General features: G+C 39.7%; 24 protein-coding genes, 1 tRNA gene and 1 pseudogene. 7 read left to right on the top strand and 19 right to left on the bottom strand.

Annotated features, from left to right (window positions below; genetic code table 11):
- The 8 genes from rpsI to fabD form a co-directional block, all read right to left on the bottom strand.
- A complete protein-coding gene (gene rpsI, locus DQL14_RS01450) occupies positions 1-390 on the bottom strand; it encodes a 30S ribosomal protein S9 (RefSeq protein ID WP_001227269.1) in 390 nt (129 codons plus the stop codon).
- Positions 387-812 (bottom strand): 50S ribosomal protein L13, encoded by a 426-nt coding sequence (rplM, locus tag DQL14_RS01455; RefSeq protein ID WP_000167671.1) that lies wholly within the window; start codon positions 810-812, stop codon positions 387-389. Before rplM ends, rpsI begins: the two co-directional genes overlap by 4 nt.
- A 353-nt stretch (positions 813-1,165) precedes the next feature.
- The gene (locus DQL14_RS01460) at positions 1,166-1,354 is read right to left on the bottom strand and encodes a DUF5408 family protein (protein ID WP_001168428.1); all 189 of its coding nucleotides are present in this window, start codon (positions 1,352-1,354) and stop codon (positions 1,166-1,168) included.
- A gap of 6 nt (positions 1,355-1,360) precedes the next feature.
- A complete protein-coding gene (locus DQL14_RS01465; RefSeq protein WP_108169590.1) occupies positions 1,361-2,713 on the bottom strand; it encodes an FAD-dependent oxidoreductase in 1,353 nt (450 codons plus the stop codon).
- A 53-nt stretch (positions 2,714-2,766) separates the two neighbouring features.
- Complete coding sequence (locus tag DQL14_RS01470; protein ID WP_108169591.1) at positions 2,767-4,140, bottom strand: SH3 domain-containing C40 family peptidase; 1,374 nt, start codon at positions 4,138-4,140, stop codon at positions 2,767-2,769.
- A gap of 20 nt (positions 4,141-4,160) precedes the next feature.
- Positions 4,161-6,200 carry an RNA polymerase sigma factor RpoD gene (gene rpoD / locus DQL14_RS01475; protein WP_108169592.1) on the bottom strand — a complete coding sequence of 680 codons (2,040 nt, stop codon included), beginning with the start codon at positions 6,198-6,200 and terminating at the stop codon, positions 4,161-4,163.
- Positions 6,201-6,393: 193 nt separating this feature from the next.
- Entirely contained in the window at positions 6,394-7,089 is a 696-nt protein-coding gene (locus tag DQL14_RS01480; RefSeq protein WP_108169593.1) for a 5'-methylthioadenosine/adenosylhomocysteine nucleosidase, read from the bottom strand.
- A gap of 10 nt (positions 7,090-7,099) precedes the next feature.
- Positions 7,100-8,029, bottom strand: a complete 930-nt coding sequence (gene fabD, locus DQL14_RS01485) for an ACP S-malonyltransferase (protein WP_108169594.1) — start codon at positions 8,027-8,029, stop codon at positions 7,100-7,102.
- Between the two features lie 129 nt (positions 8,030-8,158).
- On the opposite strand from fabD, the gene DQL14_RS01490 reads away from it, so the two are divergent.
- The 3 genes from DQL14_RS01490 to DQL14_RS01500 all read left to right on the top strand — a co-directional run bounded on the left by DQL14_RS01490 (position 8,159) and on the right by DQL14_RS01500 (position 10,279).
- Positions 8,159-8,250, top strand: a tRNA-Ser gene (locus DQL14_RS01490).
- A 216-nt stretch (positions 8,251-8,466) separates the two neighbouring features.
- Entirely contained in the window at positions 8,467-9,444 is a 978-nt protein-coding gene (locus DQL14_RS01495) for an HTH domain-containing protein (RefSeq protein ID WP_108169595.1), read from the top strand.
- A gap of 13 nt (positions 9,445-9,457) precedes the next feature.
- Positions 9,458-10,279 (top strand): DNA-methyltransferase, encoded by an 822-nt coding sequence (locus DQL14_RS01500; protein WP_108169596.1) that lies wholly within the window; start codon positions 9,458-9,460, stop codon positions 10,277-10,279.
- Positions 10,280-10,301: 22 nt separating this feature from the next.
- Here the strand turns inward: DQL14_RS01500 and futC1 are convergent, their stop codons facing one another.
- The 3 genes from futC1 to DQL14_RS01515 all read right to left on the bottom strand — a co-directional run bounded on the left by futC1 (position 10,302) and on the right by DQL14_RS01515 (position 11,832).
- Positions 10,302-10,742 (bottom strand): alpha-(1,2)-fucosyltransferase FutC1, encoded by a 441-nt coding sequence (gene futC1 / locus DQL14_RS01505; RefSeq protein WP_108169597.1) that lies wholly within the window; start codon positions 10,740-10,742, stop codon positions 10,302-10,304.
- Positions 10,739-11,203 carry an O-fucosyltransferase family protein gene (locus DQL14_RS01510; RefSeq protein ID WP_111735919.1) on the bottom strand — a complete coding sequence of 155 codons (465 nt, stop codon included), beginning with the start codon at positions 11,201-11,203 and terminating at the stop codon, positions 10,739-10,741. Before DQL14_RS01510 ends, futC1 begins: the two co-directional genes overlap by 4 nt.
- A gap of 98 nt (positions 11,204-11,301) precedes the next feature.
- Positions 11,302-11,832, bottom strand: coding sequence for a hypothetical protein (locus DQL14_RS01515; protein ID WP_001922709.1), 531 nt, complete (start codon positions 11,830-11,832; stop codon positions 11,302-11,304).
- Between the two features lie 72 nt (positions 11,833-11,904).
- Here DQL14_RS01515 and DQL14_RS01520 point away from each other — a divergent pair, with 72 nt between their 5' ends.
- Complete coding sequence (locus DQL14_RS01520) at positions 11,905-12,849, top strand: D-2-hydroxyacid dehydrogenase (protein ID WP_108169599.1); 945 nt, start codon at positions 11,905-11,907, stop codon at positions 12,847-12,849.
- A gap of 157 nt (positions 12,850-13,006) precedes the next feature.
- Here DQL14_RS01520 and DQL14_RS01525 read toward each other — a convergent pair whose 3' ends face one another.
- Positions 13,007-13,720 (bottom strand): hypothetical protein, encoded by a 714-nt coding sequence (locus tag DQL14_RS01525; RefSeq protein ID WP_108169600.1) that lies wholly within the window; start codon positions 13,718-13,720, stop codon positions 13,007-13,009.
- Positions 13,721-13,824: 104 nt separating this feature from the next.
- Positions 13,825-15,285: a threonine synthase gene (gene thrC / locus DQL14_RS01530; RefSeq protein ID WP_108169601.1), complete on the bottom strand. Its 1,461-nt coding sequence runs from the start codon at positions 15,283-15,285 to the stop codon at positions 13,825-13,827.
- Between the two features lie 203 nt (positions 15,286-15,488).
- On the opposite strand from thrC, the pseudogene DQL14_RS01540 reads away from it, so the two are divergent.
- From DQL14_RS01540 to DQL14_RS01555, 3 genes and pseudogenes are all read left to right on the top strand, one after another.
- A pseudogene (locus DQL14_RS01540) lies at positions 15,489-17,752 on the top strand (methyl-accepting chemotaxis protein).
- Positions 17,752-18,858 carry an epoxyqueuosine reductase QueH gene (locus tag DQL14_RS01545; protein ID WP_108169602.1) on the top strand — a complete coding sequence of 369 codons (1,107 nt, stop codon included), beginning with the start codon at positions 17,752-17,754 and terminating at the stop codon, positions 18,856-18,858. The pseudogene DQL14_RS01540 and the gene DQL14_RS01545 overlap by 1 nt, the downstream one beginning before the upstream one ends.
- Positions 18,859-18,976: 118 nt before the next feature.
- Complete coding sequence (locus tag DQL14_RS01555) at positions 18,977-19,738, top strand: outer membrane beta-barrel protein (protein WP_108169604.1); 762 nt, start codon at positions 18,977-18,979, stop codon at positions 19,736-19,738.
- Here the strand turns inward: DQL14_RS01555 and DQL14_RS01560 are convergent.
- The 6 genes from DQL14_RS01560 to DQL14_RS01585 form a co-directional block, all read right to left on the bottom strand.
- Positions 19,721-20,503 (bottom strand): glycosyltransferase family 2 protein, encoded by a 783-nt coding sequence (locus tag DQL14_RS01560; protein WP_108169605.1) that lies wholly within the window; start codon positions 20,501-20,503, stop codon positions 19,721-19,723. The two genes, DQL14_RS01555 and DQL14_RS01560, sit on opposite strands and share 18 nt — an antisense overlap.
- 31 nt (positions 20,504-20,534) lie before the next feature.
- A complete protein-coding gene (gene tlpB, locus DQL14_RS01565; protein ID WP_108169606.1) occupies positions 20,535-22,232 on the bottom strand; it encodes a methyl-accepting chemotaxis protein TlpB in 1,698 nt (565 codons plus the stop codon).
- Between the two features lie 206 nt (positions 22,233-22,438).
- On the bottom strand, positions 22,439-24,163 hold the full coding sequence (locus DQL14_RS01570; protein WP_331837384.1) for a bifunctional metallophosphatase/5'-nucleotidase: 1,725 nt from the start codon (positions 24,161-24,163) through the stop codon (positions 22,439-22,441).
- A 172-nt stretch (positions 24,164-24,335) separates the two neighbouring features.
- On the bottom strand, positions 24,336-24,803 hold the full coding sequence (locus DQL14_RS01575) for an S-ribosylhomocysteine lyase (RefSeq protein WP_001919603.1): 468 nt from the start codon (positions 24,801-24,803) through the stop codon (positions 24,336-24,338).
- A gap of 33 nt (positions 24,804-24,836) precedes the next feature.
- Positions 24,837-25,979, bottom strand: coding sequence for a cystathionine gamma-synthase (locus tag DQL14_RS01580; protein WP_108169608.1), 1,143 nt, complete (start codon positions 25,977-25,979; stop codon positions 24,837-24,839).
- 20 nt (positions 25,980-25,999) lie between these two features.
- On the bottom strand, positions 26,000-26,917 hold the full coding sequence (locus DQL14_RS01585; protein WP_162296842.1) for an O-acetylserine-dependent cystathionine beta-synthase: 918 nt from the start codon (positions 26,915-26,917) through the stop codon (positions 26,000-26,002).
- Positions 26,918-26,990: the final 73 nt, after the last annotated feature.

Consider the following 26,990-nt stretch of genomic DNA (forward strand, 5'->3'; position numbering starts at 1 on the left):
TTACCTTTTGGAGAATTGCGGGCTTCTTCTGGCCTTTCTTTTACCATATTTTTTGCGTTCAACCACCCTTGAATCCCTAGTGAGCAAGCCTTTAGGTTTTAAAATGGCTCTAAAAGCAATATCATAAGCGTTCAAAGCCTTAGAAATACCATGCCTTAAGGCTTCCGCTTGCGCTGAGTAGCCCCCACCAAAAACCACCGCTTTAATATCCACAGATTGTTCTTGTTTGGTTAAAAGCAAGGGTTGCATGACCTTCATTTTAATGGCTTCATGCCCGCCTAACCATTGATTCAGGCTCTGCTCATTGATACTCAATTCGCCTTTACCCGGAGTGAGCCACACTTTAGCGATAGCGGTTTTTCTTTTACCGGTAGCATAGATTTTTCTCATTTAGCGTCCTTTTTGCTAGTTTGTGCGGTGTGAGGGTGTTTATCATCACGATAAACTTTGAGTTTTTTAATCATCGCTTTCCCTAATTTCGTTTTAGGGAGCATGCCCCTAACGGCTAAGTGGTAGAGCTTTTCAGGGGCTTTTTCTAGCATTTCTTGGAGAGTCTTGCTCTTGGTGCTGCCAAAATAGCCTGAATGGGTAAAATACTCTTTATCCTCTAATTTCATGCCTGAAAATTTAACCTTATTGGCGTTGATAACCACCACAAAATCCCCACAATCCACATTAGGGGTGTAAAAAGGGCGGTGTTTGCCTCTTAAAAGCACAGCGATTTCAGTGATCAAGCGGCCAAAAACCTTGTCTTTAGCGTCCAAAACGACCCAATCACGAACGATGTCATTGACTTTAGCAGTCTTTGTCATAAGAATCCTTTGATAAAATTAAAGCACCCATTATAAGGAAATAAGCTTAAATATTGCTGAATTTAAGGAAAGTTTAAAGTTTAAAAATAGGGTTTTTTAAAAAAATTGTTTGATTGCTTTTGATTTTATGGTCAAACTCATTTCTTAAGTAAAACCCATTTTCTTAAAGGGATAGGAGGGTATTTTACAATAACCCTCCCCTACAACCCCCAACTAAAAACCCCCTAACCCCAAAAGACTGCTTTTAAAGAGGCTATCACTTGCTTTTCGCAAGCTCTTTTATTGTATTGATTTTAAAAGATGCCTTTGAGCATTTTTTAATTTTGTTACTCATGCTTAATAAACCAGAGTCTTTATTTTTGCTCTTGGTTAAGCCTTTCTTCTATCTTTTTGATTTGTTGGCTCATTTGAGCGCTCGCGTTGATTTGATTGATGAGCATGTAAAGGTTTATCATCATCAAAAGCACCACCACAAGCCCTAAAAAAAACACGATTTTAACGGCCTTTTTAGCGATTTCTTGGGCTTCTTGTTCTTTTTGCATGCGTTTTTAATTTTCCAATTCTTCTGGGGATAAATCTTTATAAAAGCGTTCTAATTCAAAGCTCTCGCCCAAATACGCAACGATTTCTTGGGAATCCACAAGGGCGTTTTGCAAGCAACTCGTCGCGCCTGGAGAGGGGGTCATGTTAAAAGTGATGCCTTTATGGGTGCAAATCTTTTTTTCGCCTAATTCCAGTTTTCGCTTGGTTCTGTCTAAAACTTGCGGGCGCACTTCGCCAAAACCATGAGCGTATTCTAAATCTTCCAGGCTAAGAGAGGGGATGATTTTTTGAGCGTCTTTTAAAAATTTCCTTTTACCGATAATAGGCAATTCAAAAACCATGTTTTTAAACACATAATTACGGATTTCTTTATCGCTCATCAAATCAAACGCAATTTTAAACACATCTTTATTCAAATCCATTTTCAACAATTCCAAGCTAATGCCCTTAAGCCAGCATTTGTTGCGTTCTAATTTAGGCATCGTTAAAGCGGTAGGCCCGATTCGTGTTTTTCCTTTAATGACGGCATCAGGGTCGCCATGCACGGCTGCAAAAGGGAGCTTGGGGTTTTGGACGGTATAAACCTTGCCCCTTAATAAATCCGGCACAAAATAAAAGCTACCCGCCACAGGCAAGCACCCTAAATCTAGGCCATAGCCCATGCTCTGAGCCAAAGGCAAAGCGTAAGAGCCGGCATTAACTAGCACGAATTTAGCATACACTTCTTCAGCGTCTTCTGAAATTACGGCGTAAGTGTCGTTGCGTTTTTCAATCTTTTTCACTTTGAAATTCAAAAACACCTGGTTGTTAGGCTTTAATTTTAGAGCTTCTTCAACGAAGTTTTCACTCAACTTCGCAAAATTCATGGTGCTCCAATCTTTTTGATAACCATGCCCGACAATATTTTCATGCCTGTCTATGCCATTAGCCCCTAAAATCACATTAGGCTCTAATTCTTTAATCTTTTGTTTGTCAAATTCTTCCAACCCCACAAAGATTTCTTTAAAGGATTCGTAGCGCTTTTTCATGAACTCGCATTCTTCATCGCCCACGCCTATGGCCATTTTCTGGGTTTCAAAAATCACTTCATTTTGCAAGCCTTTATTGAGCGCGTATTGTCTGGTTTTATAAGCGCTCAAACGCACTTTTTTAGCTTTTTCAGGAGTGTAATTCGTTTCAATAGAGCCATCATGAATGGTTTGTGAATTAGCCTTAGCGCTGGAGCTGATTTGAGCTAATTTAGAGCATTTTTCCACGATAGCCACGCGCTTTAAAGAGCTGTATTCGCTCAAAGTATAAAAGGTCGCACACCCTGAAACCCCGCCTCCAATAATAACGGCATCAAATTCCATACTCATTGTCTTTCTCCAAATGTTTTAAATTGATAAATCGTAATCATAGTATAAGAAAATCAATTCGCATTCAAAGGGCTTGAAGTTTTATTGACAAAATCTTTCAAATCGCTCATTCCAAGCACCCTATCAATCAATAATTTCTTTTTAGAAAACGCCCCGTTATGTTCTTCGGCTAACCATAATGAAGTGATCACCACGCCTCCTATTTTATGGCTCAAGGTTTTAAAATGCTTTTGGGTTTGCACCGACCAAATGCTGTGAGCGACTATCGCTTGATGGTTGTGTGCGCCTAAATAGAGCATGATATGCCCTTTTAAATAGATGAGCGTTCCAAAAGGCGTGGCGTTTTTAAGGATGTAATCTTCTTTTTCTTTAGCTTTCATGGAGCTTAAATCCATATAATTGTTCGCGTAACGGCTTTGCGCGTAGGAATTTCTGGGGAGCAAAATACCAAAATTAGCAAAACTATCCCTAGTGAAAGCCGAGCAATCCCTATTGCCTAATAGCCCACCCCAGCCGTATTTTTGCCCTAGCATGGTGTCTATAAAATACGCCATGTTCTCGCTGTTAAAAGCCTTAGGGAAAACAAAAAAATCCTTTTCTTCTAAGATCACGCTTTGTAAAGCTGCATAACCCTTAGCGTCTCTCAAAAAACCATAGGCTTTCAATTCCTTTTTTGGGGGGTTTTGAGGTGTTTTTTGACTTTGGGGGATGAGAGCGAACAATTCGCCCACCCTAGCATCGGTGTAAAAATCCCCATAGTCTGTATAAAGGGGGATCTTGTCTTTTATAGGCATGACATAATTTTTGATCTTGGTTAAAAGCTCTATGTCTTTATCGCGCATGTAGGCTAAATCGCTAACTTTGATCCAACCATAAACAAAACTGCTCTGAATGTGGGCGTAAGTTTTATCCGTGTTGAAATGCGTGACTAAAACCGGCGTGCCTTGAAAAATCAGCGAATTTTGATACCTGTCAAAAGGATAGCCTTTTTGAGAGAGATAAAAAGGTTTGTTAGTAGGCACAGCCCTAACATCGCTATCTCGCACCACAACGGCCTTAATTTTAACGCTTGGGTAATGCTCAATATCCATGCTTTTAATAAGCGCATCATTGAAAGCTTTTGCGTTGGGTTTTAGATCTTCGCCATAACCGGTGGATTTATTCATCTCTTTAAAGATCCAAAACACTTCTTTGTTATTGCTTTTGACTTTCATATCTAGCCATGGGGAATACCACGCTTTGAGATAGCTCTCTTTTAATTTTTCTCTTAACGCTTGGGGGTCAATGCTTTGGTTGTTGTTACTGCCATTTTGAGGGCTTGCAAGATAGCTTGAAGCCTCTTGAGGCAAGGATAAATCTTTGAGCGTGAAATCTTTTTTCATGCAACCCACAAACAAAAACAAGAAAACTACAAGAAAATAACGCATGCTTTAGAGGAACCTCAACATCAAATGCGCAAATAATTTCTTAAAATGCGCCCGTATTGTGGGCTTCTCAATTTTTTAATCGCAGAGCTTTCAATCTGGCGTACCCTTTCTCTAGTAACATTCAATTCCTTGCCGATTTCTTCTAAAGTTCGATCGCTTTCATCGTCTAAAAGCCCAAAACGCATGCGGATCACCGCTTTTTCTCGCTCATTCAACTGATCCAAAACGCTTTCAATTTGCGCTTTTAAATCTTCTCGCATGATGTGATCAATGGAGCTAACGATATTTTTATCTTCCACGAAATCCCCAAATTTGCCGTCATCATCATTGCCGACTGGGGTTTCCAAACTGATAGGCTCTTTAGTCACCTTAATCACATTCTTCACTTTATCTAACGAAAGCCCCACTTCTTCAGCCACCACTTCCAAATCAGGCTCTTTGCCGTTTTCTTGAATGTGTTTGCGCATGACTTTATTGATGCGATTAATCGTGTCAATCATGTGAATGGGGATGCGGATAGTGCGGGCCTGATCGGCTATGGCTCTGCTGATAGCTTGTTTGATCCACCAGGTCGCATAGGTAGAAAACTTGAAGCCCTTTTCATGCTCAAACTTATCCACCGCTTTCATCAAGCCGATATTGCCCTCTTGAATCAAATCCAAGAAGGGTAAGCCTCTGCTCGTGAATCGTTTAGCGATGCTCACCACCAACCTTAAATTGGATTTAGCCATTTTGTTTTTAGCGCGATCGGAAATCAATTTCCCTCTTTTGATTTGCTCTAAAATTTCTTTTAGCTTGTTGGGGTCTAAATCAAAGCCTTCTTCGCTCGCTTCTTTAGTCAAAAAAAGCTTTTTAAGATCCATATACACGCTCACCATAGTCGCTTCTGGCACTTGAGCGATAATATCTTCTTTAGTCATGTTAGTGATATTGGCAAGGATTTTTTTATGGTTGGCGATGAGAGTGTCATTGAATAAGGGCAGTTTGTATTCCAAGCGTTTCAACTCTTTTTCAAACCCATCGCCGCTTTTTAAAGTGGTTTCCATTGTTTTGACTAATTCATTAATCAGTTTGCTAGTAGGCTCTAAATCATAGAGTCTGTCTTTGAGCGTTTGGCGTTTGTAGGCTAGAGTCAATAAACGCACCAATTCGTCTTCTTTTTCATCTATGGGGGCTTCAAGGGCTTTAAGCCATTCTTTTTTAGCCTTGTCTAGGGCTTTAAAACTTTCTTGAACCTTTTCTACACGCTTCTTGTCTTTTTCAGAAACGACTTTTTTCCTTTCTTCGTTTTCTTCATCTTCTTCGCTGTCGTCATCTTTTTTAGAATTGCTCACGCTATTTTCATCGTCATCATCAAAGCTCCCGAAAAGCTCTTTAACCCTTCTTTCACGATTGATTAAGGCGTCTTTATACGCATAAATAAAATCAATCAAATACGGCACCGAGCAAATCGCGTCTAAAATAATGTCTTCGCCCAAGCGGATTTGCTTGCTCAATTCAATCTCTTCATCTTTGCTTAAAAGTTTTATATCCCCCATTTCGCGCAAATACATGCGCACCGGGCTATCGCTCCTGCTCCACTCTAAAAAATCCTTTTCTTTCAAAAAGTCATAGCCATCTTCTAATTCTTCATCTAAAACTTTTTGCTTTTCTTCGGTGTTTTTAATCTTGTCAATCGCATTGAGTTTTTTAGCGTATTCTGAAGAGCTGACCAATTTCTTTTGGTATTTTTGGCACAATTCTTTGATTTTTTTGACTTGGGCTAGAGTGGGGACTTTCGCACTGATTTGAATGATGGACTCATAAGAAACGCAATCGCTTAAGGAATTAGCGAACAATTCTTCTAACGCTTCATTAAAACTAAGCTTTTTAACAGGAACAGGTTCTTTCGCTGTTTCTTTGACTTTGCTTTCTTTGGTTTTATTTTCTTTAATTTTGCTCTCTTTGGCTTTATTGCTTTCTTTAGCTTTGTTCTCTTGTTTATTTTCTTGTGTGGCTTCTGCTTTGGCTTCCTGTTTAGCTCTTTTTTGGGCTTTTTCTTCGTTAGCTTTCTTTTTCATTGGACACTCCATAAAATAAAGAACCCATGCTTTTTGCAAGCTAGGTCTATAAGATAAGATACACCTAATCCTTTTTTATTTTACTAAAAAATAGCTTAAATTCTAATTATAAAATGAGTTTAAAATAAAATTTAAAACCCCCCATTTTTTAAAAAATAGGGTTTTAATGGTTTGCGTTTGGTAAAAACAAGCCCTAAAGCTTATCCACCATGCTTTTTAAGAATTTCGCTGAAGTTTGAGCGCTTTTTTCTAAAAACGCATCAAAACTCATGTTAGCTTCCTCATCAGCGTTATCGCTAATGCTCCTTAACACACAGCATGGCACGCCAAATTTTTGGCACACAAACGCCACGCTCGCTCCCTCCATTTCCACCGCGCTCGCTTTAAATTCGCTAACTAAAAATTCTTTCCTTTCTTTGCTATGCACAAACTGATCGCCTGATGCGATGACGCCTTCTTTGAGCGCGATATGCTGCTCATTAGCGACTTCTTTAGCCAAAGCGTTCAAACTTCCGCTCGTTTCAATAAAAATCGCGCTTTCGGGGATGAACCCTAAAGGGTGATCAAACGCGCTCAAGTCCACATCATGCTGGACTAATTGAATAGCCACTAACAAATCATTGATTTTTAAATCTTTAACTAAACTTCCAGCCACCCCGCTAAAAAGCACCTTTTGAACGCCAAACGCTAAAATCATGCTCGTTGTGGTTAAAGTGGAATGTACCTTGCCAATCTTGCTATAAGCGACAATGATTTCTTTATCATTATAAACGCCTTTATGGAAAACATTCCCCCCTAAAGGGATCTCTTCAAAATCCACGCCAAACAATTCTAGTATAGGGGTTATTTCTTCTCTCATCGCCCCTAAAATGCCAATTTTTTGCACCATTTTCTCCCCATCACACGTATTCTTCTAAAAACTCAATCGCTTCATCAAGCCCTTTATTATCCCCCACGCTTATGGTAGGCTTGTTGCTTAAGCGCTTGTTAAGCCCCTTTAACACACTCCCACAGCCTAATTCAAAAAAGACACCCACTCGGTCATTGTTGGATTTCACGCAGTCTTGATAACGCACCGGCTGAGTGAGTTGCAAGCTCAATAGTTCAACGGCTTTGGCTTTGTTATGATACGCTTCGTTAATCGCATTGGAGATGATTTCAAAATGGAATTTATCTTTCAGGCTTTTTTCTAGCAATTCCTGGAATTTAAAAATCATAGGCTCTAAAAAAGGGCAATGGCTCGCCACGCTCATTTCTAAAAAAACCACTCTTTTAGCCCCCATTTCCTTTAAAGTCGGCTCTAGGGCTTTCAAATCGTCTTTAATCCCGGCTAAAACCACTTGCATGCCGCCATTGAAGTTCGCGCACCACACATTTTTGGTTCTTTGACACAAACTCAAAAGGCTTTCTTCAGAAACGCCCAAAACGACCATCATGGAAGCGTCTTTATTCGCGCACGCTTCTTGCATCATTTTGCCTCTTTGGTGCGTGAGTTTAAGGGCTTTTTCAAAATCTAACGCCCCGCTCAAAGACACCGCGCTCACTTCGCCGAGCGAATGCCCTAAAGCAAAAACGGGTTTTAACTCTCCATTTACTTGCTTGTTGAGCAATTGGTAAGCGATATAGCTCACTAAATAAATGGCAGGCTGGGTGTAAGCGCTCTCTTTTAAAAGCTCATTTTCTTCAAAAAGCGTTTTTTTCATATCTACTTTAAGCGCGTTAGAAGCCCTTTCAAACAATTCTTTAGCTAGGGTGTGGCTCTCATAGAATGACTTTCCCATTCCTATACATTGCGAGCCTTGCCCTGGAAATAATAGCGCGTATTGCATGGTGTTATCCTTTAAATTTTATTAATCCATAGTTTAAGATTGTAATATAAAAGCCCTTAGTTTTGTTTAGAAACCATTAAAGTTTAAGGTTTATTTTAACTTATTTTTACTATAATTCTACTTTTTAAAGGACAGGTGGGTGAGTTGGCTGAAACCACATCCCTGCTAAGGATGCGTAGCCGTCAAGGTTACCGAGGGTTCGAATCCCTCCCTGTCCGCCAGCCTTTTTGCCTTTAAAAACTTTTTGTTTAGAATGTATTAACGAGACACCATAGTTTCTAAGCATTCCTTTTACGACACTCCTTTTACAGATTTTACAAATACAAATTTTAGGTTGGGTGAAGAGAGACACCCAGCCTAAACCCTATATCTACTGCGGTATTTTCAAATATTTTGAGTATAATTGCTTCTGCTCATAATCACAAAAAAGAAAGAACATGACTTACATAGAATTAGGTAAAAAAGTTTTAGAACAAGCAGAGAAGCCTTTGAAACCTAAAGAAATTTGGGAGGAAGCTTGCAAAATGGGATGGGATAAAGAACGCCCAAGCATAGGAAAAACACCTTGGAGTACAATTGGAAGTGATCTTGGTAAAGACAAGAAGCAATTTTATGTCGCACGCAAAGAAGGAAAATCCTTTTTCTATTGGCTCAAATCTCGTGAAAGAGAATTTCCCCCACAAGAAACTCCAGATGCCAAAGAAGAAGATGATGAACAGAGCGAGTGTTCAGGCACAGCCAAAAAACAAAAAATCTCTTTTCATGAAAGGGATTTGCACCCACTGCTTGTGGAATTCCTCAGCGAAGATCCAAATTTCAGGCTCCTATGCAAAACCATCTACCATGAAAATTGTAAAAAAAGTAAAGGGGGCGAATGCAAGTGGAATTATCCTGACATCGTGGGCGTGTATTTTCCCTATAATAAATATTTTCCCTACAATGGATATAAAGAAGAAACTTTGAAATTTTTACACCATACCGGTCAAAAAAAACACAAGCTTTTTTCCTTTGAACTTAAAGTTAAGATTAATTTTTCCAATCTGAAAGAAAGCTATTTCCAAGCGGTGAGCAATTCTACTTGGGCTAGTGAGGGGTATTTGGTGGTTTTTGAAGAGATTGAAGATAAAGTTTTGGGCGAATTAAGGCGGCTCAACCAAAGCTTTGGTATAGGGGTCATCAAGCTAGAATCTGAGATTTCAAACTCCAAAATCTTGTTGCCAGCTAAAGAAAGAGAGATTGATATACTCACACTTAACATGCTTATAGAACAAAGTCCGAAAGATTTTGAGCCTTTTATGGCAAATATTAACAAGCAAATTGAAAAAGGACTTGATACGCCAATCCAGATGGAAAGTTTTGATAAAGTGCTTAATGATGAAGCAATGCAAAAATGCATTAAAGATATAAGGCATTAACGCAGAATAAAAAATGGGAGCACCTTATCTTTCTCGCCCCATTTTTAAAAGCACAGACAGGCTTTTCACCCTTTATCAAGGGGATTGTAATGAGGTGTTGCCCCAATTTGAAAACCAATTTGATTTGATTTTTGCTGATCCGCCTTATTTCCTTTCTAATGACGGCTTAAGCATACAGAGCGGTAAGATTGTGAGCGTCAATAAAGGCGATTGGGATAAAGAAGATGGGATTAATGACATTGATGAGTTTAATTACCAGTGGATAAACAACGCCAAAAAGGCTTTAAAAAACACAGGAAGCCTTTTAATCAGCGGGACTTACCACAACATCTTTTCTTTGGGGCGCCTTTTACAAAAATTGGATTTTAAGATCTTAAATCTCATCACCTGGCAAAAAACCAACCCTCCTCCCAATTTCAGTTGCCGTTATTTGACGCATTCAGCTGAGCAAATCATTTGGGCGAGGAAAAGCCGCAAACACAAGCATGTTTTTAACTATGAGGTTTTAAAAAAGATCAATAATGATAAACAAATGCGCGATGTGTGGAGCTTCCCAGCGATCGCTCCTTGGGAAAAAGTTAATGGCAAGCACCCCACTCAAAAACCCCTCGCTTTATTAGTGCGCTTGCTTTTAATGGCGAGCGATGAAAATTCTCTCATTGGCGATCCTTTTAGCGGGAGCTCCACCACAGGCATTGCGGCCAATCTTTTGAAGAGGCAATTTATCGGCATAGAAAAAGAAAGCGGATTTATCAAAATATCCATGAACAGAAAAGTAGAATTAGACGCTCGCTATCAAGAAATCCGATCTAAAATCAAAGATTTAAACCTCTAGTAAGCCCCTTTTTTAAGCCGCTTTAAGCGTTATACTTTTGGGATTTCACCTCAAAATGGGATTCTATTTTCACCCATTCCTTACAAAGGATATTCTCATGCCCAAAAAGCCAGTGTTTGGGGCCAATAATGATTTTTTCTGGATTGTTTATCAAATAAGCCGCCCACCAGCTATAAGTGCTATTAGCGATAATGCCATGCTGACAAGATTGCATGAGCAGCATATCCCAATACGCCTCTTCTTCTCTATCTCTAGTGGTCATGTCCATAAAAGGGTAGCCAAGATCAAGGTTTTGCGTGAATTCTAAGTCTTCGCAAAACACAAAAAGTTCCATGTTTGGCACGCGCTTTGCCATATACTCAAGCGCCTTTTTTTGATAATCAATACCAAGCTGACAGCCAATCCCCACATAATCCCCTCTTCTTACATGCACAAATACGCTGTTTTTAGCGGCTAAAATCAAAGCAAGCTTGCGCTGATATTCTTCCTCTTTTTTTTTATTATTTCCATTTTCGGGGGGGGGGGGGGTAGAGTGAAGGTTTGCTTGATTAAAGGGGATATAGCATCAAAATATCGTGGATCTTGGAAATAGCCAAAAAAATAAGTCAAGCGGCTTGGCTTTAATAATTTAGGCTCGTATTCAAAAACGATTTCTTTGCTCACCCTATCAAACCCCATGCATTTGAGCGCCTCTCTTACTAGCTTGGGGAGGTGTTGCATTTTAGCTATAGCGATTTCTTTTTCACTCGCATAGGGCAAATCAATAGGGAAAAGCTCTAATTGCATTTTCCTATTGCTCCAATCAAAAGAAGTGATATCTAATAGCACGGGCGTATTAGAGTGTTTTTGCAAACTTTTAGCGAAAGCATATTGAAACATTTGATTCCCAAGCCCTCCGCAAATTTGCACCACCTTAAAAGCCATTCAATCCCTTTATTTTTCAAATAAAACGCTCATTTTAGCTTATTTTAAAGCTCTTTTTCAATAAAAACCTAAAAAGTGGGGTAAGTAACGCTTTCAAATCATTTGAATTTTTTATTTGAAAAAGACGCGTATGAGGGTTCTAGCAAGCGTTCTTGGTATTCTAAAAGAATCTTATCTTCGCTATTGAGCGAGTAGGCTTCATCGTATTTGCGCTTGATGATGCCCTTTAAAATGGTGTGCTGGACTTGGTATTTATCTTCTTTAAGCATTTCATCGACTAAAGCGTAAAGCTGAATGTCTTGAATGAGTAAATCTGAAATTTTAACGCTCTCTTTATCAAACAATTCTTCATTAGCGCAATATTCATTCACTAAAATAAGCACCCGGTTATACACATCCGATGCGATTTTAGCGTTTAGGGTCCTATAAATGTAATCTTTGATTTTTTTGAGTTGCTCTTCTAAATCTTCACTGGCCTTGCTCGCTAAGGCTAGAATGCTTAAGATTTGAATGAGAGTCATCATTTTATGGCTTAAAGAGCGGGTGCGCCATTTAATGAGAAAACGCATGAAATAAGACATTTTGACAGAAAGGCTACAAGGGAGGGTGTTTTTCTTGGGTTTTGGCATGCTTAGTTTCTTTTAAAAAAGGATTTTGTGGTTTAATTATATAACTTTAAAATTAAATCTAGGAGTAAAGAGATGAAAACATTCAAAAAAGGCGTGGTCTTAGACGCTAAAAGCGTGGGGTTAAAAGCGCTAGAAGTTTTAAAAGAAGTGGCGGATTTTGATTTTTATGAGATCACTTCGCCCAGTCAAATCGTTGAACGATCAATTGAAGCTGAAATAATGGTATTGAATAAAGTCGTGATCACCCAAGAGGTTTTAAGCCAATTGCCTAAACTCAAACTCATTTGCATCACCGCTACAGGCACGGATAATGTGGATATAAAAAGTGCGAAAGCTTTAGGCATAGAAGTCAAAAATGTGAGCGCTTATTCTACAGAATCCGTAGCCCAGCACACTTTAGCGTGCGCGTTGTCTTTGTTGGGGAGAATCAATGATTACGATCATTATTGCAAAAGCGGGGAATACAGTCAAAGCGATATTTTTACGCACATTAGCGATATTAAAATGGGGCTTATTAAAGGGAGTCAATGGGGGGTTATTGGTTTAGGCACAATCGGTAAAAGAGTCGCCAAACTCGCTCAAGCTTTCGGGGCAAAGGTGGTGTATTATTCCCCTAACGATAAAAAAGAAGAGTATGAGCGCTTGAGTTTAAAAAATCTGCTCGCAACAAGCGATATTATCAGCATCCATGCCCCCTTAAATGAAAGCACGCGCGATTTAATCGCTCTGAAAGAATTGCAAAGCTTAAAAGATGGGGCGATTTTAATCAATGTGGGGCGTGGGGGCATTGTGAATGAAAAGGATTTGGCTGAAATTTTAGAAACCAAAGATTTATATTACGCGAGCGATGTGTTTGTGAAAGAGCCTTTTGAAAAAGATCATGCGTTTTTGAACCCAAAGATCCAAAATAAATTGCTTTTAACTCCCCATATCGCATGGGCGTATAGCGACAGCTTGAAAACCTTAGTAGAAAAAACCAAAGAAAATATCCAGGATTTTTTAGCTTCTCAAAAATAAACGCAAAAAAAAGGGGGGGGGTTTTAATTGTTGGGCTTTTTCCCCTTTCACCATCAAATAAAATCTAAAAAAATGGGTAAGGTTTAATCGTTTTTAACCCAATTAAGAAAAAACCTTTAGGTGGATTGGCCCAAAGGCTTTTATTAAAGGGGGATGATTACATCTTAGAAATATCAATTTTAAAGGTGTGGATTTCATCTTCTAAAAAGACTTTAACCACCACCACACCCGGGGTTTTAAGGTTTTTGGTATCCACCACCACAAACCCTCCCTTAGCCTTGTTTTCAACATTAAGGGTGTTGTTTTTAAGGTAATTGATCGCTAGGATTTTTAAAGCTTGGCGGCTTTCTTGCATGACTTCTTGCTCTTCTACATCATCCATCATCATCATGCCAAAGCCTGGCCCATACATGCCCATTCCCCCATACATCATGCCGTTATAAGCTAAAAATCCCCCTTGCCCGTAATAAAACATAGGCGGGGTGATCATATTGACATTATCAATAGGGGTGGTCGGCACGGCAATATTAAAACTTTGTAAAATACCCTCAAAATCAAAACTGGATTTCATCACTTGTCTCAGGCTTAAGACCGGTAAATTCGTTTGGTTGATAGACACCGAAATGGCTTTACGGCTAAACACCACAGGATTTCCCTCTATAACTTGCGCCGCTACATACAGCACTAAGGGGGATTCATTCAAACCTTTCAATTTGCTTTGAGCGATTTCTAACTGGACTTTAGACTTGGCTTGCGTGGAGGTCATCACTTGAATCCCATTATTATAGGAAGTAACATGTTCAGGCGTGATCTTATAGCTCGCACAACCACTTATCAGTAAGGCTATCGCTACTAAAACGATTTTTTTCATTCAAACTCCTTTCATTCAGTTTAATTTTCGTTTAGAATTTCCTTATTATAGTGTAGTTTGACTTAAAATTAAGATTTTATTAGGAATAAGGGCTTAAAAAAGATTTAATGTAGGCTTTCTAGCCACAAAAGAATAGAAGATTTGATCTCATTGAGTTTTAAAACTTCTTGGTGCTTGATCCCTCTTTCAAACAAATCATCAAGGCGTTGGCTATCTGGGGTATTGTAGCTGTTTTTAAGCGTTTCTAGGGCGGCTTTATCGTTATCGTTTTTCTTTTGCTCGTTTAGGGCTAAAAGGGTGGTTTTAGGGAATTTTTCATAAGAGGCGGTGGCAGAAACAAGGGTTTTTTCGTTGGTTTTCAAGCTGGCGTTTAAAGCGGTGGCGGTGTGGGGGTCAATCAGGTATTGGTGCTCTGCATAAACTTCTTGAATTGTTTTCAAACAAGCTTCATCTGAGCAGCTCGCGCAAGAAAAATGCTCCTGTAAAAGGGCTAATTCTTTAGGCTTTAACGCATAAAATTTCTCTTCTTCTAAAGCTTGCATCAATTCTAGCGTGCGTTCAAACCCAAAAAGGCTAAAAAGCACCCTTTCCACATTAGAGCTTTTTAAAATATCCATAGCCGGCGAGTAAGTTTGCTTTAAAGAGCGGTGGGTTAAATCGTAACGCCCTGTTTCTATAAACTCCCTTAAAACATCATTGCTGTTGGTTACGACCTTGATTTTATCAATATTCAAGCCCATTTTTTGAGCATAAAACGCCCCTAAAGCGTTCCCAAAATTACCGCTAGGTATGGCTAGGGTGATTTTTTCTTTAGAATTGATCGCGCCTTTTTTATACAATTCCAAAAAGCCCCAAATATGATAGACGATTTGAAAAGCGATGCGCCCAAAATTCACGGAATTAGCCACGCTTAATTTCAATTGGCGCATCTTTAAAGCCTCGTTAAAATCATCGTCTTTTAAAAGGTTTTTGAGCGCGTTTTGCGCATCATCAAAATCCCCACTCACCCCAAACACCTTTAAATTGCTAGCGCTTTGGGTTACCATTTGGAGTTTTTGCACTAAGCTTGTGCCGTCTTTGGGGTATAAACACACCACAAAAACATTAGGCATGCCCGCTAAACTTTCTAAAGTCGCAGGGCCGGTATCGCCGCTCGTAGAAACGAGCATTAAATACTTTTCATTTTTTCCTACCGCTAGGTTAGAAAACAAGCTCGCTAAAGGCTGCAGTGCCATGTCTTTAAACGCCAAACTAGGCCCATGGTAGAGCTCTTGGACAAAAAGCCTTTCATTGAGTGCAAAAATAGGGGCTGGATTTTTAGGGTTATCAAAATTTTCATAGCGTTTTAAAGCGCTTGTTAATAAGCCCTTAGGGATCTCTAAACCCAACCGCTCAAACACGCATTCCACTAGCTCGTTATAGCTCAGATTCAAACAATCTTGCCATTGTAATGTTTCAAAACGCTCTAAAGTGTAAAGCCCGCCTTTGGGGGCGTTGGGGTTTAATATTGCTTCAATAAAATCAATCTTTTTTTCTTTCAAAGAACGCGTGGAGACAAAAGGCATAATGATTCCTTTTTATATTTGGATAATTTCAAGTCGTAGCATACCCTAAAAGAGCGAATGCAACCTTAAATGGTTTTTTAATGAGAACGATTGATCGCCTTTTTAATCCGGTTTAATTTTGGATTTATGCTTATAATACTATAATGCGGTTTAAAATTTTGCCGCAAATGGGCAAAAAATTTCATCATAGTTAAGGTTGTGTTTTGTCTAAAGGTTTGAGTATCGGTAATAAAATCATATTGTGCGTGGCGTTGATTGTGATCGTGTGCGTGAGCATTTTAGGGGTATCCTTAAACAGCAGGGTGAAAGAGATTTTAAAAGAAAGCGCTCTGCATTCTATGCAAGATAGTTTGCATTTTAAGGTTAAGGAAGTGCAAGGGGTTTTAGAAAACACCTATACGAGCATGGGCATTGTCAAAGAAATGCTCCCTAAAGACACCAAAAAAGAAATCAAAATCCACTTGTTAAAAAACTTCATTTTAGCCAATTCGCATGTCGCTGGGGTGAGCATGTTTTTTAAACCACCCAAGCAGAAATCCCAAACATCTTTAGTGTTTGGGATGAATGCTGCTAATTTGTAGTATAATATCTCCATACATTTGTATCTAGCGTAGGAAGTACGCAAAGTTACGCCTTTGGAGATATGATGTGTGAGACCTGTAGGGAATGCGTTGGAGATCAAACTCTGTAAAATCCCTATGATTAGGGACACAAAGTGAGAACCAAACTTTCCCTATGGGCAACATCAGCCGAGGAAGCCCAATCGCTTTAGCGTTTGGGTGCTTCACGAGATAACAATACGATTAAGCTAATGGAAAATCCGTCATTAGAGAATAGCCCTTTAGCGCAAAAAGCGATGAAAAATAAAGAAATTTCTAAAAGCCTGCCTTATTATAGGAAAATGCCTAATGGGGCGGAAGTTTATGGGGTTGATATTCTTTTACCTTTATTGAATGAAAACGCTCAAGAGGTCGTAGGGGCTTTGATGGTTTTTATTTCCATTGACAGCTTCAGTAATGAAATCACTAAAAACAGGAGCGATCTCTTTTTAATTGGCGTTAAAGGTAAAGTGCTTTTGAGCGCGAATAAGAGTTTGCAAGACAAACCTATCGCAGAAATTTATAAGAGTGTGCCTAAAGCCACCAACGAAGTGCTGACTATTTTAGAAAACGGCTCTAAAGCGACTTTAGAATACCTGGATCCCTTTAGCCACAAGGAAAATTTTTTAGCCGTTGAAACCTTTAAAATGCTAGGCAAAACAGAAAGTAAAGACAATCTTAATTGGATGATCGCTTTAATCATTGAAAAAGACAAGGTCTATGAGCAAGTAGGATCGGTGCGTTTTGTGGTGATCATAGCGAGCGCTATCATGGTGTTAGCCTTAATCATAGCGATCACTTTACTCATGCGAGCGATCGTGAGCAATCGTTTGGAAGCCGTTTCTAGCACCTTGTCTCATTTCTTTAAATTATTGAACAATCAAGCCAATTCTAGCGGTATTAAATTGATTGAAGCGAAATCCAATGACGAATTAGGGCGCATGCAAACAGCGATCAATAAAAATATCTTGCAAACCCAAAAAATCATGCAAGAAGACAGGCAAGCCGTCCAAGACACCATTAAAGTGGTTTCAGACGTGAAAGCGGGGAATTTTGCGGTGCGCATTGCAGCTGAACCTGCAAGCCCTGATTTGAAAGAATTGAGAGATGCGCTAAATGGGATCATGGATTATTTGCAAGAAAGCGTAGGGACGCACATGCCAAGCATTTTCAAAATCTTTGAAAGCTATTCTGGATTGGATTTTAGAGGCCGGATCCAAAACGCTTCGGGTAGGGTGGAATTGGTTACTAACGCTTTAGGGCAAGAAATCCAAAAAATGCTAGAAACTTCGTCTAATTTTGCCAAAGATTTAGCCAACGATAGCGCGAATTTAAAAGAATGCGTGCAAAATTTAGAAAAGGCTTCAAACTCCCAACACAAAAGCTTGATGGAAACTTCTAAAACGATAGAAAATATCACCACTTCCATTCAAGGCGTGAGCTCTCAAAGTGAAGCCATGATTGAACAAGGGCAAGACATTAAAAGCATTGTAGAAATCATTAGAGACATCGCTGATCAAACCAATCTTTTAGCCCTAAACGCCGCTATTGAAGCCGCAAGGGCCGGCGAGCATGGCAGAGGCTTTGCGGTGGTGGCTGATGAGGTGAGGAAGCTCGCTGAAAGGACGCAAAAATCGCTCAGCGAGATTGAAGCCAATATTAATATTTTAGTTCAAAGCATTTCAGACACGAGCGAAAGCATTAAAAACCAGGTTAAAGAAGTGGAAGAAATCAACGCTTCTATTGAAGCTTTAAGATCGGTTACTGAGGGCAATCTAAAAATCGCTAGCGATTCTTTAGAAATCAGTCAAGAAATTGACAAAGTCTCTAACGATATTTTAGAAGATGTGAATAAAAAGCAGTTTTAATGCTCATTCATATTTGTTGCTCAGTGGATAACCTCTATTTTTTAAAAAAGGCTAAAGAGGCTTTTGCGGGTGAAAAAATTGTAGGGTTTTTTTATAACCCCAATATCCACCCTTATAGCGAATACTTGTTGCGTTTAGAAGACGTGAAACGCACTTGCGAGATGCTAGGAATTGAATTGCTTGAAGGCGATTATGAATTAGAAAAATTTTTAGATAGAGCTAAGGGTAAGGAATTGTTAGGGGAAAAAAGCGAACGCTGTTTTGAGTGCTTTGATTTACGCTTAGAAGCGAGCGCTCTGAAAGCCTTTGAATTAGGGGAAGAAAAATTCACCACCACCTTACTCACAAGCCCTAAAAAAGACCCTAACCAGCTCATCGCTAAGGGACAACACATCGCGCAAAGGCACAATTTGGAATTTGTTGTATTTAGAAACGATAATTTTGAACATTTTAAGAGCGAGTTGGATTTAAACTTGCAAGCTTTGGCGAGAGAAAACGAGCTTTATCGGCAAAATTATTGCGGCTGTCAATTCGCTTTAAAAATCCAAAAAGAATCCCAAAACAGAAGCCCCTTTGAGCTTTACTCGCCTTTAAAACGCCAGATTTTACCCGCAAGCGTTGAAGAAAGAACGCAAGTTTTTAGAGGATTGGAAGCGGCTAAAAAGAATGGCAATAAGCCTTTTTTAGCCCAAAAAACGATCGCAACTTACCGCTTATTGAATGGAGGCGTGTGGCTTTCTAAAAATTCAAACCCCTTGAATTGCTGCATTCTAGCGCGTTCTAAGAGTAAGGCTAAAGTTAGGATTAACGATTTAAGGTGGGTTTTTTCTCAGCGTTTAAGCGCGTTAGTAGGTTATAGCCAAAGAGATGAAACCTTGTTTTTAACTTTAGAAGGCCTTAATACGCTTATGGCAAAAAACTACGAAAATTTAAAAGAGTTAAACCTTAACCCCTTAAATTATGAAGAAGAGTTGTCTTTAAGGGCGTTAGTGAGCGGGAGCGAGAGTATTAATCCTATTATCGTGCTAGAAGAACGCACAGAAAAAACCCTTTTTGTAGAAATTAAAAGCATTTTTCAAGAAGAAAAGGTGTTTTATTTGCTCTAAACTAAACTTTAAAATATAGCGTTGCGTGTGAGTGGGGGTTATAGTAAAAACATACAAGTAATTTAAAGTTAATTTAAGATAATTAGGCACAATAGCCACAAAAAGTTTAAGGCTGTATTTGAAAACTCTATTTAGTGTTTATCTCTTTTTGTCGTTGAATCCACTCTTTTTAGAAGCTAAAGAAATCACTTGGTCTCAATTCTTGGAAAATTTTAAAAACAAGAATGAAGACGAAAAACCCAAACCCCTAACCCTTGAAAAAAACAATGAAAAACAGAAAATCCTAGACAAAAACCAGCAAATCTTAAAAAGGGCTTTAGAAAAAAGCCTTAAATTTTTCTTTATTTTTGGATACAACTATTCGCAGGCCACTTTTTCAACTTCTAACCAAACCTTGACTCTTACGGCGAATAGCATAGGGTTTAACACCGCTACGGGCTTAGAGCATTTTTTAAGAAACCACCCTAAAGTCGGTTTTAGAATCTTTAGCGTCTATAACTATTTCCATTCCGTTTCGCTCTCCCAGCCTCAAACCTTAATGGTGCAAAATTATGGGGGCGCGTTAGATTTTTCTTGGATTTTTGTAGATAAAAATATTTATCGTTTTAGGAGTTATTTAGGGATCGCTTTAGAACAAGGGGTGTTGTTAGTGGATACGATTAAACCAGGTGCTATCACAACGATTATCCCAAGAACCAAGAAAACCTTTTTCCAAGCCCCTTTGCGTTTTGGTTTTATCGTGGATTTTATCGGCTATTTGTCTTTGCAATTAGGGATTGAAATGCCCTTAGTGAGGAACGTTTTTTACACCTACAACAGCCATCAAGAAAGATTCAAACCACGATTTAACGCTAATCTTTCTTTAATCGTTTCGTTCTAATCCCCCTTTAGATCCCCTTTTAAATAAGCCCATGATCTTTCTGGGGTATTTTAAAAGCATGGAAAAAACATTCGCTTGAATGCCGTTTTCTTGGCATGCTCTCAAATTTTCTTTATTCCTTAATAAAAGGCTTTTAAACCCGCTCGCACTAACCCCACCGGTGCGCATGATGACTAACACTTCTTTCAAATAAGAAAAGCTTATTTTTTGCACCACAAACAAGCGGATGATCATCTCAAAATCCGCTGAAATCTTATAATCGGTTTTGTAAAGCCCGTAGCGTTCATAAATGGCTTTTTTGACAAAAAGCGTAGGGTGCGCTGGCACTACGCCATAAAGCAAGGTTTTAGGGCTAAACTCCCCGCTTTCATAATAGCGCACCACTTTTTCTAAACAATCAGGTTTGACAAACACCAGATCCGCATACACGCTATCGCAATTTTTGTTTTCAAACTCATGCACCACTTTTTCTACCACAAACTCATCTTTGTAAAAATCATCGCTATTCAATAAAGCGATAATATCCCCACTAGAACGCTGTATGCCTTTATTCATGGCGTCATAAATGCCCTTATCTTTTTCACTCATTACGCAAGCGATTCTATCTCTATATTTTTGAATGATTTCTAAAGTGCTATCCGTGCTAGATCCGTCTATAATGATGTATTCAATGTTTTTATAAGTTTGATGAAGCACGGAAAGAATGGTGTCTTCAATGGTTTTTTCGCTATTAAAACACGCCGTGATCACAGAAATTTTTAACAATCCAACCCTTTGTTGATAAACTCCCCCCTGATTAAGTTTTAAACAAATTCACTTGTTTGTCTAAATTCATGGTCGTTCCACTCACATGCGTAGCGATGTTTAAGATATCTGAAGAATCGGCTAAAGTCTTAGAAGCCACTTTTTCCACTTCTGCAAAATCGCTTACCATAGCTTCAATTTGGTGTCCGGATTTGGCGTAATCGTCCATGGTTTGATTGCTATCTTGCACGACTGAGCTTAAATTAGAACTCATTTTTTCGTAAGTTTCTTGCACGCTTTTACTCATATCGCTCAAACGCTCCATTTTTTGCGAATTGAGATTCATTTGCGAACTCACGGCATTGATTTCTTGGACAATCACCATGATAGTGGAATTGATTTCAGCTAAAGATTTTTGAGTGCGCCCGGCTAAATTCCTGACTTCATCAGCCACCACCGCAAAGCCTCTGCCATGCTCGCCAGCCCTTGCGGCTTCAATAGCAGCGTTTAGGGCTAAAAGATTGGTTTGATCGGCAATATCATTGATAATATCCAGAATGGATTTGACATCATCAGCGTTACGGCTTAGTTGCTCCACTTTGCTAGAGAGCTCCTCTTCAGTGTGCGCGCCTTCTGTGATTTGAGAAAATAAATCCCCGATCGCATCCTTGCTTTCTTTGACAAGCCCTTGCGTTTCAATCAAACGCTTCCTTAACCCTTGAGACTGCTCTATGGAAGCATTCATCATGCTCGCTACATCCGTGGCTTTATTTTTTACGGAATTTAGGGTGGTTGATGAATTTTTCATGCTCTTTTGGGTTTCTTGCGCGATTTGGACTAATTTATCCATTGAAGTTTTATTGGAAGTGGAAATCCCTTTAATCTCTTCCATAATCAAGCGAGCGTTTTCCACAAACAAATTGATCCCACGGCCCACTTGCGAGATTTCATCGTTGCGATCACCCACATCAATTTTGGCCCTCAAATCCTTATCCCCATGGCTAAAAGCGTTGATTTTAAGGACCAGTTCATCAATGCGTTTCACGATCCTTAATTTAGCGTATATGAGCGTCAAAACCACTAACGCTATCGTCGCTGTCAGTATCCAAAGGAATAGTCTTGTGGTGTTTTCATTAAAGACCTTATTTACGCCTTCTTTGATCGCTTTATTTTCTGTGTTAATGTCAGTGTAATAGGAAGTCGTTGCGATCACCATTTGAGACACCTCGTCATAATGCGAGTAGGCGAATTTTTTCTCCGGCACGCCTCCATCGTATTTAGGCATCTTATAATAAGTGTAGCCTCCCCCTTTTTTAGCCGCTTCCAAATACCCCCTAACGTAATACACCCCATCAACGCTCTGAGCGTCAAGCCCTGATTGGCCTACGGTTTTGGGATTGACCGGATCAAACAATACCACCCCGTTTTTATCCACCACCACCATATAAATCATGCCCTTATCGTCGTTAATGCGTTTGAAATAATCTAGCGCCATTTTTCTTGCAGTAGCATTGTCAAAATTTTTGTAATACTCATGAATGCCCTGTTCAATAATTTTTGTCATGTAAGCGAGCGTTTTTTCACGCTTTTTGTATTGCCCGGTTTCTAAATGCTCCATGAGTTGCGCTAACACATCTTTTTGCATAACCTTTACAAAACCAATAAAAAGCCCCCCTAAACCCAAAAGAGCGGCTAACACGACTAGCATAATACGAGTCCCCAACGAAGCAAACATTGAAGAAAACATCATTTATCTCCTAAATAAATCATTTTTAAGTCAAACCCTAATTTTAGAGTTTAGCTTCCAAATGCACCCCCCCCCCCGAAAAACGAGTGGCACAAAATAAAATTAAAACCCGGTTGTTTGAAAACGAAACAAGAGAACAAACAAGCTAAAATTATAGAACACCCTTTTTTAAGTTAGGCTTAAAAATAAAATAATGAAAATAAAAAATTTTATTTAACTTCACTTTCCTTAATGGATTTGACATTCAAAGTCCTTCCGTCTTTTGAAGTGGGGATTTTGATGCTCCCCTCTTTTAATTTTTCTCTCAATTTTTTTAGCAGCGGGTTTTTGAAATCATAGTTGATGATTTCCCAGTTATGTTCCAATTCAGGGGTTACCTTCCCCCCTTTTTCTTCCGTGATGTATTTGATGATCAAATCCCGTATTTGCCCGTTATCTTGCAATGCATCGTAAGAATTATAATACCTATCAGCGTCTGTAACCAAATTCAATGTCGTGGATAATGTCCCAAATCGGTAATTGTTGATCGCTAATTTATAGATGGCTTTGGGGTCAATGGGTTTTCCGTTAATTGTCGGATTAATAATCCTTTGTCCGGCAGGTTTGGTAACATCAACCTGGTATTTCACGCCAGAAAACATATCAAAGTTATAGCTGCGAATATTTTCATTAAAACTGATCGTCAAATCGCCCGGTTGCAACTGGTTGTAAAATTGATACGACCATTCCATGTATTTCAACAGATTTTCACCCGTTATTTTCACTCCAATGAGCGTGTTATCGAACTTGTAAATATAGGCGACATCTTTTCTTTTGAAAGGCCCTTTTTTCAAATTCGCCCCAAAATTGAATAAGGCTGCCGCTGAAACATCGGCTTTTGCATAGTATTTTTGCACTTTATTGATCAATTCTATCACCGGTGTTTCTTGCAAGGCGGCGGTTGGCATTGTAGTGATTTTTTCTCCTCCTGTGATAAAATCAGGCCTGTCAATAAAGGTTTTTGTAACTTCGCCAACCACTTCATTAGCGTATTCTTTTGATTTTTTATCCACATATTCGTATTTTTTCGCTAATTCTTCATCTTCTGGCACGCCTTTTGTGGGTAAATTTTCAGTCGTTACGATTTTTTTCTTCGTTTGGGTGTCAAACATCACCACGCCCTTTGCCAGATAAGCCCCATACGCTCCAGGCTCAATGGTATGCACCTTTCCTATTTTAGTGTTATAAACCGCATGCTCATGCCCTGCAAAAATGATGTCAAATTGCGGGAATTTTTTCGCCAGATCAGGTATCCCATCGCCACCTTTCTCATCTTCTCGCCCCAAATGAAAAGCGCCAATCAAAATATCATACTTCCCTTTCAGCTCTTTCAAGGTCTTTTTTAACGCTTCTTCAGCGTCCAAAAACTTCAATCCTGCAAAATGTTCAGGCATAGAGGCTTCCCAAGTTGGGATGTGCGGCACCAAAAACCCCACAACCGCCACCCTCACGCCATCAATTTTTTTAATCATATAAGGCTTCACAAACGGCTTACTGTCTGCAATTTTGATAATATTCGCATTCACGACACCGCCATTAAACCCCTTAATATTCTTTTCTAAAAAATCTTTGCTGAAATTAAACTCGTGATTCCCAAGCACACGAATGTCAAATTTCAAATCGTTTTCGGCTCTAACTAGCGGGTGGATAGGCTCATCGTTAAACAACTCCGCACTATTACCCTGCAACAAATCCCCGCTGTCAATCAAAACCACATTTTTATTCTCAGCCCTTTGCTTTTTGATTAAAGCCGCAATCCTTGTCAAGCCGTTATTGGGTTTTTGTTCGCCAATTGCATAATCATACGAAAAAAGCCGCCCATGAATGTCTGAAGTTTCTAAAAACACTATTTTGACTTCTTTTGCAGAGATTGAAAGCGCTAGCGTTAAAAAGATGACTAAAATCAATTTTTTCATTGAAATCCTTTTAAACCAAGAGATTCATAACATTAATTTTTACATAATATTAACACTGATACGATGATTTTTACTAGAATTTAACGCCTATGGGCAAAATGGGTAAAATAATGGGTAAGGGGGTAGGGGAGTAAAATCATTCCCCCACCAATCAAACCCCCACTTCAGACCACTCAGCGCGTTTGTCTAAAAAAGCGCGCGCTAAATTCTGTGCGCCCTCTAAAGTGTGGTTAGCCGCCCAACCGCATTGCTTTTCATTGCTGGCAGGCACTTCTGTAGCCTTTAGCACATCTTGCATCGTCTTTTCTAAAACCTCTAAAATCTCTGTGTAATTGTCATGGTTTAACACCGTGAGATAAAATCCCGTTTGGCAACCCATAGGCGACCAATCCACGACATAATTAGCATGGTTGCGGATGATCTCAGCGACTAAATGCTCTAAAGAGTGCAAGCTTGGCATGTCCATGTGATCTTTGTTGGGCTGCTTGAAGCGCACATCGTATTTGACAATCAAATCCCCATTAACGCCCTTTTTGCGATCAGCGATACGCACATAAGGGGCTTTGACTTTGGTGTGATCCAAATTAAAACTCTCTACATTCATTTTTGGCGTTTTCATGTTTTTAACTCCTTAGTTTATAAATGGCAAATTTTAGCCTATTTTAGCGAACGCTTGCTCTAAATCTTCTAACAAATCCTGTTCATGCTCAATCCCTACAGACAAGCGCACCAAGCCATCTCTAATCCCTGCAGCTTCTCGTTGTTCTTTAGGGATACACGCATGGGTCATAAATGCCGGAATCCCCACCAAACTTTCCACCCCGCCCAAACTCTCGCCTAAAATGAATAGTTTAAGGCTTTCTACAAAAGCAACCGCTTCGCTGTCATTTTTGAGGGTGAAAGAGAGCATTCCGCTAAAGCCACGCATTTGGGCTTTGGCTAGCTCGTAATTAGGGTGAGTGGGAAGGCCCGGGTAATAAACCCTTTCCACTTTAGGGTGTTTTTCTAAAAACTCAGCCACACAAAGAGCGTTTTTTTGATGAGCTTGCATGCGTAATGCTAGCGTTTTAATCCCTCTTTGCAACAGCCAGCTGTCTTGAGGGCCTAAAACCCCACCGATAGCGTTTTGGAAAAAAGCGATCTCTTGGGCTAGCGCTTCATTATTGGTGGTTACAAGCCCAGCAACCACATCGCTATGACCGCCTAAGTATTTTGTGCCGCTATGCACCACAATATCCGCTCCCAAAAGAAGCGGGTTTTGGCAATAGGGGGTGGCAAAGGTGTTATCCACGATAGTGAGCAAGCCATGATCTTTAGCAACACCAGCGCATTGCGCTAAATCCGTGATTTTAAGCAAGGGGTTACTAGGGGTTTCTAAATAAAGGGCTTTGGTGTTGGGCTTGATAGCCTTTTTGATTTGGGATAGATCGCTAGTGTCTATAATGGTGCAAGAAAGCCCGTTTTTGACAAGCACTTGATTGAACAAGCGGAAAGTCCCCCCATAAACATCATCACCTAACAACACATGATCGCCTGATTGCAAGAGGGAAAAAACGGCGTGGATTCCAGCTAATCCAGAGGCAAAAGCAAACCCCTTAACCCCCCCTTCTAAATCGGCGATGAGTTCTTCTAAAGCAAAGCGCGTGGGGTTGCCTGAGCGAGAGTATTCATAGCCCTTGTGGCGGCCTATGGCGTCTTGGCGGTAGGTGGAAGTTTGATAAATAGGCACGCTCACCGCCCCCGTTGTCGTATCCTCACTAATGCCCCCATGGATTAGTTTTGTTTGCATGCGCATGATTTTTCCTTTTTATGAATTTATAAATAAATACCTTTAGAAAGATAACGATCGGCAACATCCGGGAAAATGGTTAAAACCTGGCTACCTTCGGGGAGGCGTTGCGCTTCTTTCAACGCTGCCACAAAAGCTGCCCCGCTAGAGCTCCCCACTAATAAGCCGTTTTTCTTGGCTAACTTCCTGGTGTAGCTAAAACCCTCTTCATCTGAGATCGTTTCAAAGCCATCAATATCCAAGTTTTCAAAAAAAGGGGGGATGAACTCCACGCCAATGCCCTCAATCTCATGAGGCCCAGGCTCGCCCCCATTCAAAATAGAACCCTCCGGCTCCACCCCAATCAAACGAATCGCAGGAATGCGTTCTTTCAAATACTTAGCCGTGCCCGCAAAAGTGCCACCACTCCCTATCCCGGCCACAAAGCTCGTAAGATTTGTGCCTAATTCTTGGACAATCTCAGGGGCTAGGGTGTGGTAGTAAGCGGCGGGATTATTAGGGTTTTCAAATTGTAGGGGCAAATAGCTATCAGGGATACTTTCGGCTAACTCTTTGCTTTTTTTAATGGCACCAGAAATCCCTTCGCTAGTAGGCGTGTTGATTACTAAAGCCCCCAAAGCCCTCATGATTTGCTGTTTTTCTGCGCTGAATTTTTCCGGGACAACAAAGATGGTTTTTAAGTGGTGCTTGAGCGCCACTAAGGCTAGAGCGATGCCGGTATTGCCTGCGGTAGGCTCAATGATGGTTGTTTTAGAAGTGATTTTGCCCGTTTTAAATCCTTCTTCTATAAGGTATTGGCCTAAGCGATCTTTAACGCTCCCTCCTGGGTTTAGATGCTCCAGTTTGGCGTAAATGACGGAATTTACGGGAATGGGGTAATCCTTGTTAGTGAATTTAAAAACGGGAGTGCGGCCTATGGCGTCTTGCATTGCGGTGATAATCATCATTCCTCCTATAACAAACAATAAAATTCAATTTTGCGATTATGCCTAAACTCGTTAAATGGAGTAAAATTTA

Origin of the sequence: Helicobacter pylori NCTC 11637 = CCUG 17874 = ATCC 43504 = JCM 12093 (assembly GCF_900478295.1) — a bacterium.
Classification (GTDB): domain Bacteria; phylum Campylobacterota; class Campylobacteria; order Campylobacterales; family Helicobacteraceae; genus Helicobacter; species Helicobacter pylori.

Coding starts and splice junctions, on each gene's coding strand:
- DQL14_RS01580 (WP_108169608.1), bottom strand. CDS start 25,979: ATGCGCATGCAAACAAAACTAATCCATGGGGGCATTAGTGAGGATACG.
- rpsI (WP_001227269.1), bottom strand. CDS start 390: ATGAGAAAAATCTATGCTACCGGTAAAAGAAAAACCGCTATCGCTAAA.
- fabD (WP_108169594.1), bottom strand. CDS start 8,029: ATGCAATACGCGCTATTATTTCCAGGGCAAGGCTCGCAATGTATAGGA.
- rpoD (WP_108169592.1), bottom strand. CDS start 6,200: ATGAAAAAGAAAGCTAACGAAGAAAAAGCCCAAAAAAGAGCTAAACAG.
- DQL14_RS01470 (WP_108169591.1), bottom strand. CDS start 4,140: ATGCGTTATTTTCTTGTAGTTTTCTTGTTTTTGTTTGTGGGTTGCATG.
- DQL14_RS01585 (WP_162296842.1), bottom strand. CDS start 26,917: ATGATTATCACCGCAATGCAAGACGCCATAGGCCGCACTCCCGTTTTT.
- DQL14_RS01575 (WP_001919603.1), bottom strand. CDS start 24,803: ATGAAAACGCCAAAAATGAATGTAGAGAGTTTTAATTTGGATCACACC.
- DQL14_RS01480 (WP_108169593.1), bottom strand. CDS start 7,089: ATGGTGCAAAAAATTGGCATTTTAGGGGCGATGAGAGAAGAAATAACC.
- DQL14_RS01525 (WP_108169600.1), bottom strand. CDS start 13,720: ATGAAAAAAATCGTTTTAGTAGCGATAGCCTTACTGATAAGTGGTTGT.
- DQL14_RS01520 (WP_108169599.1), top strand. CDS start 11,905: ATGAAAACATTCAAAAAAGGCGTGGTCTTAGACGCTAAAAGCGTGGGG.
- DQL14_RS01460 (WP_001168428.1), bottom strand. CDS start 1,354: ATGCAAAAAGAACAAGAAGCCCAAGAAATCGCTAAAAAGGCCGTTAAA.
- rplM (WP_000167671.1), bottom strand. CDS start 812: ATGACAAAGACTGCTAAAGTCAATGACATCGTTCGTGATTGGGTCGTT.
- DQL14_RS01465 (WP_108169590.1), bottom strand. CDS start 2,713: ATGAGTATGGAATTTGATGCCGTTATTATTGGAGGCGGGGTTTCAGGG.
- DQL14_RS01495 (WP_108169595.1), top strand. CDS start 8,467: ATGACTTACATAGAATTAGGTAAAAAAGTTTTAGAACAAGCAGAGAAG.
- DQL14_RS01500 (WP_108169596.1), top strand. CDS start 9,458: ATGGGAGCACCTTATCTTTCTCGCCCCATTTTTAAAAGCACAGACAGG.
- DQL14_RS01545 (WP_108169602.1), top strand. CDS start 17,752: ATGCTCATTCATATTTGTTGCTCAGTGGATAACCTCTATTTTTTAAAA.
- DQL14_RS01510 (WP_111735919.1), bottom strand. CDS start 11,203: ATGGCTTTTAAGGTGGTGCAAATTTGCGGAGGGCTTGGGAATCAAATG.
- tlpB (WP_108169606.1), bottom strand. CDS start 22,232: ATGATGTTTTCTTCAATGTTTGCTTCGTTGGGGACTCGTATTATGCTA.
- thrC (WP_108169601.1), bottom strand. CDS start 15,285: ATGCCTTTTGTCTCCACGCGTTCTTTGAAAGAAAAAAAGATTGATTTT.
- DQL14_RS01515 (WP_001922709.1), bottom strand. CDS start 11,832: ATGCCAAAACCCAAGAAAAACACCCTCCCTTGTAGCCTTTCTGTCAAA.